This window comes from Mesorhizobium sp. CA14 (genome assembly GCF_020165195.1).
Lineage (GTDB): Bacteria > Pseudomonadota > Alphaproteobacteria > Rhizobiales > Rhizobiaceae > Mesorhizobium.
The window spans coordinates 19723-36341 of sequence record NZ_JAIUHR010000019.1; the positions used below are offsets into that span (position 1 = coordinate 19723).

Consider the following 16619-nt stretch of genomic DNA (forward strand, 5'->3'; position numbering starts at 1 on the left):
GGCGATGTCTCAGGACGGGGTAGAGCGGACGCTTGGCATATTGCTAGGCAAGCTTGAGGGCATCGAGAAGGCGATAGCGCAGGCGGACGATCAAGCCACCGCGCACCGTGCAACCGTGCATCGGCGCCTTGACGAAATGGTGGGCGAGGTCGGCGACCTTCGCGCCGAGGTAGCCATCATGAAGGCGGACGTTAAGGACTCCAAGGCGATCACGGACGAAGTGAAGCAATGGAAGCAACGCGGCATCGGCGCACTGTTCGTTTCCGGCATCGCCGGAACAGCCCTCGGCGGCGCCGCTGTGGGCTTCGTTATCTATTGGTGGGAATCTATCTTGCGCGTTTTGCGCTCGGCTTAGGCGGCCTTACAGATACGGGGCTAATAGCTTTAGACCTATCAGCCCAGGACCAATTATCAGCGCCAGAAAGGCCATTTTCAACGCGAACGATTTGTTGCGTTCCAAACTGCCGAAAAGGGCGTGAGCCTCAGCCTGGCTAATGTCTAATTCACGCCATTTGCCGCCGATCTTGATGAAGGCTTTTCCGCTCATGGTTGACCTCTAAGCCGCTTTCTTCGGGTATGCAATGACCCGCGCCGGCAGATGGGCGCGAGCCGAGGCCGGAAGCATCAGATAGGCCCTCAAAAAATTGATCGCGTAGAAGGGCGGGGCGCCGCTGTCCACGCGGTCCGTAAGCCAGCGGTTGACCTGTACGGAGGTCTTTCCGAGAAGCCCGGCAAGCTGTTTCTGTTCCAGCCCGGATTGCTGGAAAAGCAGTTCAAATTCGCGTTTGTCGTCGGCGGCGGTGCTCATTCGCTCACTATACATTTTGCATATTTTCGGTTCAACGCCGCAATACCGCAACCTTGCCGCCGCCGGTCATGATCGTTTTGACCGATTCCGCCGCCGTGTCCGCCATCTGTTGAGCCGCGCCGGTGAGAAGGTAGGCGTAGCGCTTAGTCGTCTGGCTATCCATGTGGCCTAGCAGATTGCCGACCTGCGAAAGCTCCAATCCGGCGGACAGGCCGGCCGAGGCGAAGAACCGGCGTAGGTCGTGCGGCACTAGCTTTTCCGTGATGCCGGCGGCCTTCATAAGGGCTTTCCACGGCTTGGTGACATTAACTAGATGCCCGTGTCCGTGGCGTCCCGGTATGAGGTACGGGTTGCCCTTCACCTCGGGGATCTTCGCGATGACCTCGCGCGCCAGGGCGGACAGCGGCACAATCTTTTCGCCTGTCTTGGAGTCCGGCAGGTGCAGGCCGTCCGGCTTCACCCACTCGCGTTTAGCGGTCTGGATTTCGTTTCGGCGAGCGCCGGTGAAACACAGAAGCTCGACCAAGCCCGCGAAAAAGGGATTCGGTTCCCATAGCGCATTGATCGCTTGCAGCAACCGGAAGGCCTCGTCGGCCTGGGGCACGCGCTTACGCTTGTGCTCTTTGTACCGCTCGACATGGACCGGGTTAGATTTGCGCGGGCGCCAGCCCCATTTTTCGGAAAGGTTGAAGGCCTTTGAAAGCAGGGCGGCGACGCGGTTCGCTGCGCTCGGCGTCTTCCGCATCTTGAAATGCAATGCCTCGACCTCGGCCTCCGTTACGTCCGCCACGGCCTTGCCGGGGCCGAAGTGCGGCAGAATATGGTTGTTCCAAAAACCCTCATTGTCTTTCCGATAGCCTGGCTTGTTGCGGTCCTCGGAATATTCCAGATGCTTGTCGCGAAGCTCGACCATCGTAGGCCGCGCCTCAAGCTCGGCCTTCTCCCCGGCGGGGTCTTCGCCCCTGGCGACGCGGGCCAGAACGTCTTTCGCTTGGGTCCGAGCTTCCGTGAGGGTGACGTATCGGAAATCGCCGATCTTGTAGGCTCGTTGCTTCCCTACCTTGTTTCGGTAGGACAGATAAAACACGGCCTTGGTCGATAAATAGCGAAGGCGAAGCCCTGGCACCTTCGGATCATTCCAAGAGGTGCCGGCGGCGCCAGTAGCTTCGGGGCGATCAGATTTGCTCATGACTCTCAACATGACTAAGGGCAATGCAGCCGCCGCCGCCCGAGACGTAAACGACAGCGGTGTGGCCGCCGAGAATGTAGGCCGGCCCCTTGGTGACGCGCTCAATGGGCTCACCCTCGCGCGGACCCGTCCACACGCGGATTGTGTCACCGACCGAGTGCCGCCGGTTGAAGGCGTCACAATCGGCCTGCAAGACGGCCTGGCGCTCGGCGACCGCCGCCGCGCGCCCCTTGGCTGTAAGCCCGGCGCCGCAGCCGTCACACCGGGATCGAGCCCGGTGCACCATGCGGTAGCAGCGCGGGCACATTTTTACAGGCGCACGCATGCTAGACGCGCATCGGCATGAGCACGGCGAACTCGCCGGCCTGACCGTCCGGCCCCTTGATCAACAGCGGGTCGCCTGCCCCGGTGAAGCCGATTTCGATTCGCTTCGTTCCGAAGGCCTTTGCCATGTCCGCGAAATATCGGCCGTTCAACCCGAAGGCCTCAACACCCTCGGGCGCCTCGCCATGGAACACGGCGGAAACGGTGCCATAGTCCGGGTTCGTTGCGGTGGCTGAAATGCCGCCTTCGCATGGCTGGACCTTCACAGCGTTGTTTCGCTCGCCGCGCATACCGGACGTCGCCCGGTGCAGTTTCAGGATCTTGCCGGCGTCAAGTTCGAAGTGCTTGAACGGACCTCGCGGCACAACCCGGCGCCAATCCGGGAAGGTGCCGTCGATAACCTTCGTGCGGATGGTGAAGTCGCCGAAGGCGAATTCCGCCCTGATGTCATCAACGGAAAGAACGACCTCTTTGCCGGCGGCGAGGTGGGCGACAGCCTTGATAGCGGCTCGCGGGATGATGACAGTCGGACGGCTCACGATGTTGGCGACCGTCTTGGCCTGGCGAGAGCCGAGGCGGTGGCCGTCCGTGGCAATAGCCCTCACCATGCCGTCATCGTTAAAGCTGAATTCAAAGGCGACGCCGTTGAGGTAGTAGCGGGTTTCCTCAGTCGATATAAACGGCATGGTGAGGCCGAGAAGCCACGACATGACGCCCTCGGCGAGCGGGACGCGGCGGAAGCCAACGTCGGAGAAGTTCGGCCCATTTAGGCGCGGTGCATCCTCGGCAGGCATCGGGATAACGGCGGCGGTGAAATCGCCACAGGCGAACGACACGCGGGCCTCGGCGGGCGCCTTGCGGATTTGTACCGTGGCGCCGTCCGCGCCCTTCATGAAGCCCGCCAGGGTGCGCAGCGGCACCGCGAAGGCCTCGCCCATCCCGGCGGCCGGCACGCTGGTTTCAATCGCTAGGTCGATGTCGAACAGCGAGACGCCGAGGCGTTCCGCGTCCGCGTCCATGGACAGGGTAACACACCCGAGAATCGGGATAGTATTGCGCGGCTCGCAGTACGGCAGAAGGGCCGCCAGGGCGTGTCGAAATGCGGCGGCGTCAACGTCAACGGAAAGCCCTTCCTCGGCACTCGGCGGCTTGCGGATGGTATCAAGCATGGCTAGACCTCATTGTTGATATGCAAACGGTTGATATGCACCACGAATAGGCTTGCGTTTGCAAATTGTCAACGTCTGCCAACACATTGCCATCAGATTTATGCGAACGGGCGGGAATTGGTGCTATCAGATGCAAAAGGCAAACCGGGGAAATGATACGGTTTGCGCGGTGCTGATAACCCTTGTAAAAGCCGGAAAGCTGTTTCGTAATGATGGGGTCGCGTGTTCGAGTCACGCAAGCGGCACCAAAATTTCTCCACGAGAACCAAATAGTTACCGGAGGCCGGGCGGTGAGCGGTCTGCCCGTGAACCATTGGAAATGGGACAGATGACAAAAGATCACCGGCGGGGGAATCTGCCCTAACGGAATAAGGGGCTATATCTTTTGTCCTTTCGGACCATTGCGCTCGTCAGGATGGACCTCGGTCGATTGTGGGCTTGCAGGCAAATCAGACAGTCTCGCGATCGCACCGGCTGATAACCCCCAAGCCCCCCGCCCTATCGGTCGGTGCATGCCCGGCTTGCGGACCTCAAATCCTAACCACAAACGCGAGCCGGGCTTCCATCCGCGTGCCTGTGCCAAGACGTAGTTTGTCGGAAATGCCATGAGGAGTTGGACGGTCTATCACGTCGATTTCGGAGGTGGGGGCAACAGCCCGCTTCTAACTGAAATCGGAAGCGTTGAAGCCGACAATCTTTTGGCAGCGGTGATGAAGGCACAAGCTTTGTGGCCCGATGAGAGGTCCATGACCGTCCGCCCGGCCGGAGAAGACAGCCAATCGGCACAGCCGCCGGCCCCACAGCGCGACACCGATTGAACCCAAGGAGCTATCGGGCCGCGCGCTTCGGCTCCAAGGCCCCGAAATGATTCGGCCACGCCTTCCGTGCTACCGGCGTGTCTCACAAGCGGCATCATTTTCACGCCTTCGCAGCCCTGCACCACGTCATCGGCGCATCTCGGCCATTGTCGGGAGTAGCTGTTGGTGGGAAACTCCCTTTGTCAGCATGGGAGGTCGAAATGCCCAATAGTTTCAAGACCGGAGACGTCGTCAGGCTGAAATCCGGAGGCCCGGAAATGACTGTCAGCGACGGGGCGGCTTCCGGCACGTATCTGTGCCACTGGTTCAACCGCGAGGGCGACGTCTGGACGCCGCAGCATGCAGGCTTCAAGCAGGACCAGCTGGTGGCGGTCGACCAGCCGAGATAGTCGTCGCCTTCTGCCCTTAGGAATCCTTCGATCCGGCTGCGTCGGATCCGGTAGGCTTGTCGTCCGGTCGAAAAAGGACCGACGGATTTTGCTTTGCCTCGCGTTCAATGGCTGAAGCGTGGCCGCCAATGGCCACGTCCAACCGGAGACGAGAGCATGATCCGCCCCACCCTATTCGTCGTTGCCCTTGGCCTGCAGACCGCTGCCGCGGTTGCCCAGACAACGGCCCCTGCCCCGGCCCAGACGGCGCCGAGCACCTCGGCTCCGGCCGCCAAGTCCGACCTCACCAAGTCCGGCCTGACGCTGGAAAAGTTCGAGGCGCGTCGGGAAAAGGCGTTCACGCGGGCCGACAGCGACAATGACAGCAAGGTCAGCCTCGCCGAATGGACCGCTTTCCAGACCGCGCGCAAGGCCAAGGCCGATCCTGCCAAATCCTTCGCGGGCATGGACACCAACAAGGACGGCTTCGTCGACAAGGGCGAGCTCGACGCCTTCCTCGCCAAGCGCTTCGCCAGGCTCGACAAGAATAGCGACGGCGTGCTCAGCGCCGACGAGAGGCCAGGCCACAAAACCGCTCCCAATGAGGAGCAATGACCACGAGGTTATGCCGCGCAATGACACATGGGAGCGCCCCTGTTGATGGGCGCCGATCCGGACGAGGAACTGGTACGCCGCATCGGCGCCGGCGACCCCGCCGCCGTGCAGGCGATGGTGGCGCGCAAGCTGCCGCGCATCCTGGCCCTGGCCACAAGGATGCTCGGCGACCCGGCGGAGGCCGAGGACGTCGCCCAGGAGACTTTCGTGCGCATCTGGCGCCACGCATCGGGCTGGCGCCAGGGGCACGCACGCTTCGACACCTGGATCCACCGGGTGGCGCTCAACCTCTGCTACGACCGGCTGCGGCGCCGGCGCGAACGAACGATCGACGAGCTGCCGGAGGTGGCGGACGAGGCGCCGCTTCCCGATGCCATGCCGGGCGACGAAGAGCGCAAGGTCAACCAGGCGCTGCAGCGCATCGCGCCGCGCCAGCGCGAGGCGATCGTGTTGGTGTATTATCAGGAGCTGTCCAACGTCGAGGCCGCCGGCGCCATGCAAGTCAGCGTCGATGCGCTGGAAAGCTTGCTCGCGCGCGGCCGGCGCGCTTTGCAGGCCATGCTCGTTGGAGACGATGGCGATGACTGAGACAGCAAGGGCATTGCCGGCTTCGCGGCCCAGGACGTGGGGGGCCATGTCGGAACGGCGGAAGGGGGAACGGGATGGCTGAGAAGAGAACGGAAGGGCCGATGGATGCCAAGCGCTTCGCCGCGCTGGCGGATGCCTATGGCAGCGCCTTGCACCGCTGGCCGCCGGCCGATCAGGCCGCAGCGATGCTGTTTGCCGAGACCGAGCAAGGCCTCGCCATCCTGGCGCGCGCCGGCAGGCTCGACGCCATGCTCGACCGGCATCGGGTCGAAGCACCCGGCCCGACACTGCATCGCATGATCGTTGCCCGCGCCGCGACCGAGGTCAGGCAGGAGCGCCGCCGGCGGTTCTGGTGGCTGGGCTTCGGGCTTGCGGGCGCCGGGCTGGCTGGCGCCGTGGCCGGACTGGCATTGGTGACCGTCGTCAGCCCGGATATCCAGCCCGATCATTATGTGATGGACGCCAATGCGACGTCTTTCGGCGACGCCGGCCCCGATGCCGACCAAACCGAGGAGGATCTATGAACCCCCGTCTTGTCGCGGCATCCCTGGTGCTCAATGTCTTTCTGATCGGCGCGCTCGCGGGCGGAGCGGGCTGGCTGATCGGCAAGTCCAATCCGGGCTATTCGCTGGAATCGGCCGGCGGCAGGTTGCCGGCGGCCGACCGCAAGGTCTTCCGCCAGGCGTTGCGCGAGGTGCGCCGGGAGTCGCGGGACGTGATCCTCGACGGACAGGCCGCGCGGCGCGAGGCGGCGAACCTTCTGCAACAGCCGACTCTCGACACCAATGCGCTTGCCGCCGCCCTGGAGCGGGCGCGCAATGCCGATCTTACTGTTCGCACCAGGCTGGAGCAGCGCATCATCGAATTTGCCGCATCGGGCTCGCCGGAGGACCGCCGGCTGCTGGCGGATGCCTTGTTGCGACGCGCCGGCCGGCAGCCGCCGCCTGAAAAAAAATCGCCATAAGCGGCGACGGAAAGGGCGACCGCGCTCCGTTCAAGGGAAAGAGGGACAGGCCTGCGGCCGCCTTCGGCGGCGGGCAGGGTTCTCTTCAACCTCGAAACTCTCGGGAGTATCTGATGAACAGTCTGACGAAATATTCGCTCGCAGCAGCGCTCGCCATCGGCGGAACGACCGCCGCAAGCGCCGCCTCGGCGATGCCGATCGCACCGCTTGCATCCTCGCCGGCGCTTATCGAGCATGTCGCCTGGGGCTGCGGCCCGGGCTGGCATCCCAACTATTGGGGCCGCTGCGTCCCCAACCGCCGCGTGATCTACCCCGGTTATTATTACTGGGGCGGGCCGCGCGTCTATATCGGCCCGGCCTGGCATCCTTACCACCGCTGGCACCACTGGCGCCGCTGGTGATGACCTGCTCATGACGCCGGTGCTGCGGCCGGCGTCATGAGCGCTCTTGCGATCATGCAACATGTCGCCCGGCGCGATCTGCGTCGGGCTCGGACGGAGGCTTCGTTGGCCACACCGGTTTCAAAGTCCGTGCCGCCTGATCCGGCGCTGGTGGCGCTCCACCGCTTCGGCCTCGGCGCAAAACCCGGCGACGATTTCGGAAAAATCGCCGCCGATCCGCGCGGCTATCTCAAGGCCGAGCTCAAGCAGCAGGACATCGCGCTCATTTCCCCCGACGACCCACGGAATGCCGGGCTGCTGGACAGCACTGCGGCGATCCAGGCCAGCATGGCGGCAGCCATGGAGCGCAAGGCGGCGCGCGACGAGAGGGCGGCTGCCGTCACGCAGCCGATGGCAGCGGATGATCCAGCCGGCCCGGCGGTGGCAAAAACCAAACCCGCGGTGCCGCGTGTCGAGGCCGATATCTATCGCGACGAGGCGCAGGCCCGGTTCGACAAGGCGCTCACGGCGGCGCCCGGCTTTGTGGAGCGCCTGGTCGGTTTCTGGTCGAACCATTTCTGCGTCTCCGTCGCCAAGGCGCCGGTCGTGCGGGCCTGCGCCGGGGCCTTCGAGCGCGAGGCGATCCGGCCCTTCGTGCTCGGCCGCTTCGCCGACATGCTTTTGGCCGTCGAGCACCATCCGGCCATGCTGTTCTATCTCGACAACCGGCAGTCCATCGGCCCCGATTCCCGCGCCGGCAAGCGGCGCGGACGGGGCCTCAACGAGAATCTCGCTCGCGAGATCCTGGAGCTGCACACGCTGGGCGTCGGCAGCGGCTATGCCCAGGGCGACGTCACCAGTTTCGCCGCCATGCTGACCGGCTGGACGATGGCCGGGCGCGAGGGGCGGCTGGGAGAGCCGGGAAGCTTCGTCTTCAACGCCAATGCGCACCAGCCGGGCCAGGCGGTGCTGCTCGGCAAGACCTATCCCGACGGCGGCATGGGCCAGGCAGAGGCGGCGCTCAACGACATTGCCCGCCACCCGGCCACCGCGCAGCACATCGCCAGCAAACTTGCCCGGCATTTCATCGCGGACGATCCGCCCCCGGCAGCCGTCGCCCGTCTGGCCACGGTCTTCACTAAGACCGACGGCGACCTGCGCTCGATCGCGTTGACGCTGATCGACATGCCCGAAACCTGGTCGACGCCGCTCACGAAGCTGCGCTCGCCCTCGGACTATGTCGTGGCGCTGCGGCGGGCGGTCGGCGCCACCGCCGGCAACGAACCGCAACGATCGCTCGGCTGGCTGAACATGCTCGGCGAGCCGCTGTGGCGACCGCCGGGGCCGAACGGCTTTTCCGACCAAACGGATGCATGGGCCTCGGCCGAGGGCCTCAAGACGCGGCTGGACATCGCCTGGCAGGCGGCGAAGCAGGCGGACGATATCGGCGATCCCGACGAGATGCTGGCGTCGCTGATCGGCACGTCCGCCTCGGCCGAGACACGACAGGCGATTTCACGCGCGGAGTCCAAGCAGCAAGGCCTGGCGCTGCTGTTGATGGCGCCGGAATTCCAGCGCCGGTAATTCCAGCGCCGGTAACAGTGATGGAGATGCGGCCATGAGCCTTCTTTGCGAAACCCCCAGCCTGTCCCGCCGCGCGGTGCTGATGAGCGGCGGCGCGCTGTTTGCCTGGGCCTATCTGCCGCGCTTTGCCCGCGCGGCCGACAATCGCGACCCCCGCCTGATCGTCATCGTGCTGCGCGGCGCGCTGGACGGGCTGTCGACGGTCGGTCCGGTCGGCGATCCGGATTATGCCGGCCTGCATGGCGATATCGCGCTTTCGCTCTCAGGCGCCAACCCGGCATTGCCGCTTGACGGTTTCTTCGCCGTCAACCCGGCGATGCCGGTGTTTGCGCGCCTGTTCAAGGCGGGCCGGGCGGCGGTCGTGCATGCGGCGGCGACCGGCTACCGCGACCGCTCGCATTTCGACGGGCAGGACGTGCTGGAAAGCGGCCTGCCGGGCCCCGGCAACGCCGCGACCGGCTGGCTCAACCGGGCGTTGGCCAGCCTGCCGGCGGGCGAGCGCGTGGCAAAGCTCGGTGGGCTGGCAGTCGGGCCTTCGACGCCGCTGGTGATCCGCGGCGGCGCCCCGGTGCTCGGCTGGGCGCCGCAGGCGCTGCCGACGCCCGGCGACGCCTTGGCCGAGCGGGTGCTCGACCTCTACAACCATCGCGATCCTGTGCTGGCGGCCGCACTTCAGAAAGGGCTCGACGCCGACCGCATGGCGCTGGGCGACCAACTCGACGGCAAGACGATGAAGCCTAAGGGCGGCCTCGACAACGCCGCCGGCATGCGGCAGTCGGCGCAAGGCGCCGCAAGGCTGATGGCGGCCGATGACGGGCCGCGCATCGCAGCGCTCGCCTTCGACGGCTGGGACACGCATGTCAACGAAGGCGGCGCCACCGGCCGGCTCGCCAACCTGCTCGGCGGCCTCGACGGCGCCTTCGAGGAGTTCGAGAAGGGACTCGGCGAGCGTTGGAAGGGCACGGCGGTCGTCGCCATCACCGAGTTCGGCCGCACGGCGCGCATCAACGGCACTGTCGGCACCGATCACGGCACCGGCACGGTGGTGCTTCTGGCCGGCGGCGCGATTAAGGGCGGCCGCGTCGTCGCCGACTGGCCGGGACTTAAGCCGGCGCAGCTCTACGAAGGCCGCGACCTGACGCCGACCAGCGATGTGCGCGCGGTGCTGAAGGGGCTGCTGGCCGACCAGTTCGGGCTGTCGCCGGCGGTGCTCGGCGACAAGGTGTTTCCGGAGTCTGCTGCGGTGAAGCCGATGCGGGACTTGGTGGCGTGAGCCTCGACTTGCCTGTCAGGGATAGGCTCCGGCGCCAGTCAGTTGGTCATCCATGGGCGGAGCGGGAGCGGGAGCGAAGCGACGCAGCGCAGACCCGTGGATGACGAGGCTGAGAGGCTTCGGCCAATCACGATCGCTGGCGCGAAGGCCCACCGAATGAACTGCATGGGAGCTTAACAAAAAACGCCCGCGCCGTTTCCGGCGCGGGGCGTCGATCCTCTCGACGGATCACCAGCTCCAATAGCCGGGGTGCCAGCGGTGATGCGCCCAGAAGCCAGGATGCCAATGGCGCACGGGCCGGATGAACCGGCGGCCGTTGGGCACGCAATTGCCCCAGCGGTTCACGTGCCAGCCGGGACCGCAGCGCCAGCCGACGGTTTCGATGGGCAGCGGCGCAGCATCGGGCTTGGCCATCGGCATGGCCTGCGAGCCGACACTGGGCAGCATCAGCGTGCCGGCAGCCATGGCGAGAGGCAGAAAGTATTTTGCGAACATGCGTTGTCTCCGTAAATTTGTCCCTGCCTCCGTGAAACGGAGGACAGGGCCGAATTCCGTCGGAGCGGTGCAGATCACGTCTTCGTTAGCAGGCGGCGCCTTCGTTTAGCGTCGCTACTGTCGTCGCTGCTCAGAAGAGATCAGACGGTTGGGGAGCCTGAACTCTTGCTCTCTTTGGAGCATGAAACTTCATAGCCGCAGCGACAGCGTCGTTCCCGTATTTATTACGGAGACGCCCAATGAAATCGGGTTCGTTGGCAGCACAGAACCCAAGAAGTCCCTTCAACAAGCTACGCCTATCACTATCGAGTTGGCCTAATGACGACCTATGAAGAAGCGAGGAAATCGCCCGTTTTCTTTCTCTCCCGATGGAAACAACGGCCTGAGGAGTAACTATTAGGCCTGTCACCATCTGACGCCGACCCCTAGCGTAAATTCCACGCTTCGCGTCATTGAACGTCAGCTTCGGGTGCGCCATTCTTCTTATAATACTCTTGGCTTCCTTTTCCAGTAACAATATTTCGTCCGACCTATTTCCAGAAATGGTAATGTCGTCTGCATACCGCGTGTATGAGATGCCCAAGGAATTCGCCTTTTCAGACATGGCAGCATCGAAATCATATAAGAGGATGTTAGAAACTTTTGGAGAAGTCGGCGCCCCAATTGAAAGACACCTAGCAACTGTTGACCTTTTTTTCTCCCCAAAATAATAACTTAGAATACAGACCGATCTCGTTTAACGGAATAGCATCTAGGCTAGACGCAGCTAAAAACCGCTCCCAGTCTCTCACCTTAATTGACGGGAAGAAATCCTTGAAATCTAACTTCATCAGCACACGCGCCATCGTATGGGACGTGGCGTTTTCAAATATGTTTCTTCCCTTCTCATAGGCCATAGCACAGTCATGGACAGGAAAGTCTTTAAGTTTCTCTTTTAAGATATAATGCTGTATTACCTTCAATTCTCGAGATGGCTGCGCTATTATCCGAAATCCTCCGTTTCGTTTTTTTATTGGATAAACTTTATAACGAGCTGGCGCCGTACGAATCACGCGCTCAATGTCACTACCGCTTAAGCCGGTGGCCTCCGCTAACTCCAAGATTAGGCTCATGTAGCCAAACCTCTCGCTTCATTGGCTATCCTTGAGACATAGCGTGGGATAGGATGGATTTTTTTAAGCGCATCAGCCACAGCCAATTTTCGCCGAATATTTGAGGTATCTGCGAAACCGGCTTTGTATCGATATACAAATGGTTCATCGCTGAACCTCGTAAAGAAGTAATCGTTGTCGGAATACGAATACCTTTCAATCCATTTTGCAAGCTGCAGACAGTAAACCTTGTTTCTTATCTGTTTGTCATCTGCGGTTGGCTCAATTATTCGAACGCACTCATACAAGAGAGATGGAGTAATTGCAACGCTTACATATATTATCCAGTAAACTATGTAGAATAATCGCGATTCATTTAAGTTTTTGTATGGAATGGAGATTGGAGTGTTATCTAAGTTATCCCGAATGAAGCTAACTAGGCTTCCATAGTGCGGCCTTATCGAACTTACATTGAGTCCGCCTTTTGCATGAACCGTCCAGGGATAAACGCCAAGTTTTCCTCTTTTTTCATTCTTTAAACGCTGAATGGGACCGTATCTGACAAAAGACTCGGCGGTTTCATGATGGCGCGGAATAACCACCCGCAACGACTCTCGGATAGTGTCATTGGCAGTAAAAGCACCCAGTTCGGCAAGTGATCCCGCGCTCTCCGCTATCACGAGCACAACGGCAGCAATTCTGGCAATGTCCTCTTCAAACGTTATCAAATCGTCGTAAGCCGTATCACGGTATAGCTGGGTAGCCTCTTCGGCCAAAACAATAGTGTGAGGGGTTCGAAAAGGTCTTACACGCAGTATATAATCCCTAAGATTGGCAGCACGCGCCTTGGGCCTTGTTTCGCGAGCCCCTCCACATAAAAATAGAAATTTTGAAGGCCGCGTTACCCGCAGCAACTCCAGGTTTAGATCAGAAAACCATCGGCCCAATTCGGTAATCAAGCACTCTTTACCTTTGAGAGGTATGAACTAGTTCGAGGAGGGCATCGGCCGCAGGCGAGGAGCGAAGGCGACGAGAGATGGCCTCCTCGGGCTTGTTCATACCGATAAACGCCCACAATAACAGGATGTCTGGCTAAGCGCCCGACAAGAGAAGGATCGTTGCGACCGACTCCTTTCGCGTAAAGAGTTTGTGATTAGTGAAAAGAAATAACCCGTTCGTCAATACAGGGCCTGGCAAGTCCTGTGCAAAACTTGATGGCAGAGCTATAGGACGCCGTTGAGCGTCGCCACGGTCTTCAACGCGCCGTCCAGCATGTCGCCTTTCTCGTCCTTCAGCGCCGCCTCGCACAGGCGGCGGATCCAGTCGGCGGCGTCCTCCCTGCCCTCGAGCATGGATAGCGCCGAGAGCACGCGGTCGAATTTCGACTGGGCGCGGGCATGGGTGTCGCTGTAGCCCTTGATCAGGCGGCGGCAGTTGAGGATTTCGGTGGCCAAAGCGTAGTCTTGTTGAGCATGGCTCAGCGCTAGGCCGTACCAGCGCTCCAGATGCTCGACCTCGACCTTGTGGCGCAGCAGGCGGCGGCGCCAGCGGCGCAGGCCGCCGACGAACCACAGCATGGCGAAGCCGGTGAAACTGTCGGTGCGGATGCGGCGGCCGCGATTGATGCGGCGGTCCAGGAAGGCGGCGAGTTTTGGTCGGTTCTCGATGTAGCTGCCGAGCCCCACCGGCAAGGTGCCGCAGAATTCCTCGATGCGCGGATGGAAATATTCGGTGACCTGCAGGACCGAACCTTCCCTGACACCGACCTCCTTGCGCACCCGCTTGTCTCGCGTCGAGCGTGTCTTCAAATCCGCGACGCGGATCATGTCGTCATAGCACATAGCGTTGGCGAGGTGCTTTGCTGCGGCGATCGACAGCGCGTAGCCGCGCTCCGCATTGTCCAGCGCCACCGCTCTGCCCAACCGGTCGAGGTATTCGCCACCGTAGGCGATGTCCTGGTAATCGACGACCTTCTTCAGCCCGCGCTCGACCATGTCGCGCACGGGCTCCGGGAGCGCCGCGACGCGACCAGCAAGCTCCTGCCAGCCCTTGAGGAGGGTTTCCGGTCCGCTGACCTTCGCCGTCGACTTGGGTTCGGCCGCGGCCGGCTTCGCCCTCTTATCGTCGGCCGGCGCTGCCGCAATCCCGCGCGCGCGATCGTAAGCAGCGCCGAAGGCGGCGAGGCTCGGCTTGACGCCACGACCGCCGGCGCCGATCGCCTTCTCGTAGCTTTCCCGGGTGAAGGGCAGCGCGTCGGAGCCGGCCAGCGCGCCGAGCAGGCTGGCCGAGATCATCGTGCCGTTGTCGGCGGCAATCTTTTCCATGTCGAAGGCGATGAAGCGCCTGGCCGCCGCTTGCGCCGTCGCATGCACTTTTTCCGACGAGGCGCGGCCGTCGCCTGGCTCGATCTTTTCCGAGACGGCGGCGATGCGGTGCGAGGACGTGATCAGCGTGGTGCGCTCAGGCGTGACGAAACCGCGGATGATGGCACGGCCGGCCTCCATCAATTCGGCGGCGATCAATATGTCGACGTCGCCCTGCGACGGCGACAGCGCGAAGACCGGCAGCCGGCCGGTGTCGCGGGCCATCTCGATGTAATAGATCGTGGCGCCGGTGCGCTGCGCGACGCCGGCCACCGAGGTCGATTGCGCGATGTAGCCGTTGCGCTCGGCGACGTCGGTGATCCAGTCGGCAAGCACGCCGCCGCCCTGGCCGCCGACCGCGAGCACGGCGAGCTTTATCACCTGCTCGTCGTCAGAGGCTCCCGCCTTCGGGCGCAGGGGAGAGGCCTGGTCAAGCATCGGCGAACATCAAGCGGCGGCTCTCCCGGCGACGCTGCAAAAGACCGATCACGGCGCGCCGCGCGCTTTCCACGAAACGGTCCCAGCGCCCGGGATTGTGGACGACATCGGCGCGGTAGAAGGACGGGCAAAGCACGGCGGCATCCGCCACCTCGCCGCAATTGCCGCAGCCGACGCAATTCTGGTCGATCGAGGCGACCGGATCGTCGCGCAGCGGATCGTCGAGCGACTTGACCGACAGAGACGGGCAGCCGGACAGCCGCATGCAGGCGTGGTCGCCCGTGCAGATGTCCTCGTCGACGCCGAATTTCGGCTTCACCACGCGCTCGCCGCCCTTGATCGCCTTGTCGACCAGCGGCTTTTCGCGGCGCTGGCGGTTGAGCATGCATTCGGACGAGGCGACGATGACCTTCGGACCCTTCTCCTCGGTGGTCAGCGCATCGCGCAACGTGTCGCGCATCTTGCCGACATCATAGGTGCGGTCGATGTGGCGCAGCCATTTGACGCCCATGCCTTTCACCGCTTCATCGATCGGATGCTTGGTCGACTTGGTGCGGTTTGAGGCGCGCGAGGACAGGATGTCCTGCCCGCCGGTGGCGGCCGAATAGAAATTGTCGACGATGACGATGACGCCGTCATTCTTATTGAAGACGGCATTGCCGATCGAGGAGGTCAGGCCGTTGTGCCAGAAGCCGCCGTCGCCGACGAAGGAGATCGACCGGCGCTTGGCATCGGGCGAGTTGAACGCCGAAGCCGAGGCCGGCCCCAGCCCATAGCCCATGGTGGTGGCGCCGAGCTCGAAGGGCGGCATGATCGAGAACAGATGGCAGCCGATGTCGGAGGCGATGTGGTGCTTGCCGAGCTCCTGCTCGACCAGCTTCGTCGCGGCGAAGATCGGCCGCTCGGGACAGCCGATACAGAAGCCCGGCGGCCGGCCGGGAACGACATTGATAAGGTCGGCCGTGTCGACCCCTTCGCCCAACTTGTTCGGCGCGCGGACTTCGCCAGGCAGCAGGTGCGGGGCGTTGGCGCGCAGGAAGGAGCCGATGCCGTCGAGCATGACCTGCCCGGTATATTCGCCGGCCATCGGCAGATGCTCCTTGCCGACCAGCTTCGTGCCGCGGCCCGCCTTGTGCAGCATCGCGGCAAAGGCCTGCTCGATATAATTGGGCTGGCCCTCCTCGACCACCAGCACCGCCTGCTTGCCTTCGCAGAAGGCGAGGAACTCGTCGTCGACCAGCGGATAGACGGCGTTCAGCACATAAAGCGGCACGTCGGTGTCGCCATAGGTGTCGGCAAGGCCGAGCCGCTGCAGCGCGCGGACGACCGAATTATACATGCCGCCCTGCATGACGATGCCGACCGAGCCGTGGTCCGGCCCGAACATCTCGTTGATCTTGCGGCTCTTGATGAACTCCACCGCCGCCGGCCAGCGCTTGGCGATCTTCTCCTTCTCATGCAGAAATGAAGCGGGCGGCAGCACGATGCGGCCCGTGTCGCGGCGCGGCGCGGACAGCGCATCGGCCACCGACATAGGCGGGCGCTTGTTGTCCTTGGCGATGAAGTGGCCGTGGACGTGGCAGCAGCGGATGCGCACCTGCAGCATCACCGGCGTATTCGACACCTCCGACAGCTCGAAGCCGTCCTCGACCGCCTTGACGATCGACGGCAGGTTCGGGCGCGGGTCGAGCAGCCAGACCTGGCTCTTCATGGCAAAGGCGTGGCTGCGCTCCTGCATGATGGAGGAGCCTTCGCCATAGTCCTCGCCGACGATGATCAGCGCGCCGCCGGTCACGCCGCCGGACGCCAGGTTTGCAAGCGCGTCGGATGCGACATTGGTGCCGACCGTCGACTTGAACGTGGCAGCACCGCGGATCGGGTAGTGCACGGAGGCGGCGAGCATGGCGGTGGCAGTGGCCTCGGAGGCGCTCGCTTCGAAATGCACGCCGAGCTCGCCGAGGATGTCTTGCGCATCGGCCAGCACATCCATCAGATGGCTGATCGGCGCGCCCTGGTAGCCGCCGACATAGCCGACGCCGCACTGCAACAGTGCCTTGGTGATGGCGAGGATGCCCTCGCCGGCGAATTCCTCGCCGGCGCCAAGCCTCAGCTTTTCGACTTCCTTGGCAAAAGACCGTTCGGCCATCTCTGC

The 16619-nt window shown here is 62.9% G+C and carries 19 protein-coding genes; 9 read left to right on the forward strand and 10 right to left on the reverse strand.

All coding sequences use genetic code 11. The features are described from left to right. Positions 1-4 precede the first annotated feature (4 nt). Positions 5-355, forward strand: coding sequence for a DUF1515 family protein (locus LB565_RS19315; protein ID WP_224586744.1), 351 nt, complete (start codon positions 5-7; stop codon positions 353-355). A 6-nt stretch (positions 356-361) separates the two neighbouring features. Here the strand turns inward: LB565_RS19315 and LB565_RS19320 are convergent, their stop codons facing one another. From LB565_RS19320 to LB565_RS19335, 4 genes are all read right to left on the reverse strand, one after another. After that, positions 362-547 (reverse strand): hypothetical protein, encoded by a 186-nt coding sequence (locus LB565_RS19320; protein WP_224586746.1) that lies wholly within the window; start codon positions 545-547, stop codon positions 362-364. 9 nt (positions 548-556) lie between these two features. Next, positions 557-808, reverse strand: coding sequence for a hypothetical protein (locus tag LB565_RS19325; protein ID WP_224586748.1), 252 nt, complete (start codon positions 806-808; stop codon positions 557-559). A 31-nt stretch (positions 809-839) separates the two neighbouring features. Continuing rightward, entirely contained in the window at positions 840-1997 is a 1158-nt protein-coding gene (locus tag LB565_RS19330) for a site-specific integrase (RefSeq protein ID WP_224586750.1), read from the reverse strand. Positions 1998-2323: 326 nt separating this feature from the next. Continuing rightward, positions 2324-3490 carry a DNA polymerase III subunit beta gene (locus tag LB565_RS19335; protein WP_224586751.1) on the reverse strand — a complete coding sequence of 389 codons (1167 nt, stop codon included), beginning with the start codon at positions 3488-3490 and terminating at the stop codon, positions 2324-2326. 1018 nt (positions 3491-4508) lie between these two features. Here LB565_RS19335 and LB565_RS19340 point away from each other — a divergent pair. From LB565_RS19340 to LB565_RS19375, 8 genes are all read left to right on the forward strand, one after another. Next, complete coding sequence (locus LB565_RS19340) at positions 4509-4697, forward strand: YodC family protein (protein ID WP_095766010.1); 189 nt, start codon at positions 4509-4511, stop codon at positions 4695-4697. A 156-nt stretch (positions 4698-4853) separates the two neighbouring features. Then, positions 4854-5291, forward strand: a complete 438-nt coding sequence (locus tag LB565_RS19345) for an EF-hand domain-containing protein (protein WP_224586752.1) — start codon at positions 4854-4856, stop codon at positions 5289-5291. Between the two features lie 45 nt (positions 5292-5336). Continuing rightward, the gene (locus tag LB565_RS19350; RefSeq protein ID WP_224586865.1) at positions 5337-5879 is read left to right on the forward strand and encodes an RNA polymerase sigma factor; all 543 of its coding nucleotides are present in this window, start codon (positions 5337-5339) and stop codon (positions 5877-5879) included. Between the two features lie 74 nt (positions 5880-5953). Continuing rightward, on the forward strand, positions 5954-6403 hold the full coding sequence (locus LB565_RS19355) for a hypothetical protein (protein WP_224586753.1): 450 nt from the start codon (positions 5954-5956) through the stop codon (positions 6401-6403). Next, the gene (locus LB565_RS19360) at positions 6400-6843 is read left to right on the forward strand and encodes a periplasmic heavy metal sensor (RefSeq protein WP_224586754.1); all 444 of its coding nucleotides are present in this window, start codon (positions 6400-6402) and stop codon (positions 6841-6843) included. Before LB565_RS19355 ends, LB565_RS19360 begins: the two co-directional genes overlap by 4 nt. 113 nt (positions 6844-6956) lie before the next feature. After that, positions 6957-7244: a GCG_CRPN prefix-to-repeats domain-containing protein gene (locus LB565_RS19365; RefSeq protein WP_224586755.1), complete on the forward strand. Its 288-nt coding sequence runs from the start codon at positions 6957-6959 to the stop codon at positions 7242-7244. A 105-nt stretch (positions 7245-7349) separates the two neighbouring features. Beyond that, the gene (locus tag LB565_RS19370) at positions 7350-8807 is read left to right on the forward strand and encodes a DUF1800 family protein (RefSeq protein ID WP_224586756.1); all 1458 of its coding nucleotides are present in this window, start codon (positions 7350-7352) and stop codon (positions 8805-8807) included. A 34-nt stretch (positions 8808-8841) separates the two neighbouring features. Then, positions 8842-10080 carry a DUF1501 domain-containing protein gene (locus tag LB565_RS19375; RefSeq protein ID WP_224586757.1) on the forward strand — a complete coding sequence of 413 codons (1239 nt, stop codon included), beginning with the start codon at positions 8842-8844 and terminating at the stop codon, positions 10078-10080. A gap of 228 nt (positions 10081-10308) precedes the next feature. Here LB565_RS19375 and LB565_RS19380 read toward each other — a convergent pair whose 3' ends face one another. The 6 genes from LB565_RS19380 to LB565_RS19400 all read right to left on the reverse strand — a co-directional run bounded on the left by LB565_RS19380 (position 10309) and on the right by LB565_RS19400 (position 16613). Continuing rightward, entirely contained in the window at positions 10309-10575 is a 267-nt protein-coding gene (locus tag LB565_RS19380) for a GCG_CRPN prefix-to-repeats domain-containing protein (protein ID WP_224586758.1), read from the reverse strand. A gap of 130 nt (positions 10576-10705) precedes the next feature. After that, positions 10706-11296, reverse strand: coding sequence for a reverse transcriptase domain-containing protein (locus tag LB565_RS30055; protein ID WP_411970672.1), 591 nt, complete (start codon positions 11294-11296; stop codon positions 10706-10708). Continuing rightward, positions 11250-11687 (reverse strand): reverse transcriptase domain-containing protein, encoded by a 438-nt coding sequence (locus LB565_RS29870; protein WP_263488552.1) that lies wholly within the window; start codon positions 11685-11687, stop codon positions 11250-11252. The genes LB565_RS30055 and LB565_RS29870 overlap by 47 nt, the downstream gene beginning before the upstream one ends. Then, positions 11684-12625: a retron St85 family effector protein gene (locus LB565_RS19390; protein WP_224586759.1), complete on the reverse strand. Its 942-nt coding sequence runs from the start codon at positions 12623-12625 to the stop codon at positions 11684-11686. The genes LB565_RS29870 and LB565_RS19390 overlap by 4 nt, the downstream gene beginning before the upstream one ends. Positions 12626-12889: 264 nt before the next feature. After that, positions 12890-14467 (reverse strand): indolepyruvate oxidoreductase subunit beta family protein, encoded by a 1578-nt coding sequence (locus tag LB565_RS19395; protein WP_224586760.1) that lies wholly within the window; start codon positions 14465-14467, stop codon positions 12890-12892. After that, the gene (locus tag LB565_RS19400; RefSeq protein WP_224586761.1) at positions 14460-16613 is read right to left on the reverse strand and encodes an indolepyruvate ferredoxin oxidoreductase subunit alpha; all 2154 of its coding nucleotides are present in this window, start codon (positions 16611-16613) and stop codon (positions 14460-14462) included. The genes LB565_RS19395 and LB565_RS19400 overlap by 8 nt, the downstream gene beginning before the upstream one ends. Positions 16614-16619: the final 6 nt, after the last annotated feature.

Bases quoted from the DNA above. Each gene is read 5' to 3' on its own strand.
- LB565_RS19320 (WP_224586746.1), bottom strand. From the start codon at position 547: ATGAGCGGAAAAGCCTTCATCAAGATCGGCGGCAAATGGCGTGAATTA.
- LB565_RS19400 (WP_224586761.1), bottom strand. From the start codon at position 16,613: ATGGCCGAACGGTCTTTTGCCAAGGAAGTCGAAAAGCTGAGGCTTGGC.
- LB565_RS19355 (WP_224586753.1), top strand. From the start codon at position 5,954: ATGGCTGAGAAGAGAACGGAAGGGCCGATGGATGCCAAGCGCTTCGCC.
- LB565_RS19365 (WP_224586755.1), top strand. From the start codon at position 6,957: ATGAACAGTCTGACGAAATATTCGCTCGCAGCAGCGCTCGCCATCGGC.
- LB565_RS19315 (WP_224586744.1), top strand. From the start codon at position 5: ATGTCTCAGGACGGGGTAGAGCGGACGCTTGGCATATTGCTAGGCAAG.
- LB565_RS19335 (WP_224586751.1), bottom strand. From the start codon at position 3,490: ATGCTTGATACCATCCGCAAGCCGCCGAGTGCCGAGGAAGGGCTTTCC.
- LB565_RS19340 (WP_095766010.1), top strand. From the start codon at position 4,509: ATGCCCAATAGTTTCAAGACCGGAGACGTCGTCAGGCTGAAATCCGGA.
- LB565_RS19395 (WP_224586760.1), bottom strand. From the start codon at position 14,467: ATGCTTGACCAGGCCTCTCCCCTGCGCCCGAAGGCGGGAGCCTCTGAC.
- LB565_RS19325 (WP_224586748.1), bottom strand. From the start codon at position 808: ATGAGCACCGCCGCCGACGACAAACGCGAATTTGAACTGCTTTTCCAG.
- LB565_RS19350 (WP_224586865.1), top strand. From the start codon at position 5,337: ATGGGCGCCGATCCGGACGAGGAACTGGTACGCCGCATCGGCGCCGGC.
- LB565_RS19380 (WP_224586758.1), bottom strand. From the start codon at position 10,575: ATGTTCGCAAAATACTTTCTGCCTCTCGCCATGGCTGCCGGCACGCTG.
- LB565_RS19375 (WP_224586757.1), top strand. From the start codon at position 8,842: ATGAGCCTTCTTTGCGAAACCCCCAGCCTGTCCCGCCGCGCGGTGCTG.
- LB565_RS19360 (WP_224586754.1), top strand. From the start codon at position 6,400: ATGAACCCCCGTCTTGTCGCGGCATCCCTGGTGCTCAATGTCTTTCTG.
- LB565_RS19330 (WP_224586750.1), bottom strand. From the start codon at position 1,997: ATGAGCAAATCTGATCGCCCCGAAGCTACTGGCGCCGCCGGCACCTCT.
- LB565_RS19345 (WP_224586752.1), top strand. From the start codon at position 4,854: ATGATCCGCCCCACCCTATTCGTCGTTGCCCTTGGCCTGCAGACCGCT.
- LB565_RS29870 (WP_263488552.1), bottom strand. From the start codon at position 11,687: ATGAGCCTAATCTTGGAGTTAGCGGAGGCCACCGGCTTAAGCGGTAGT.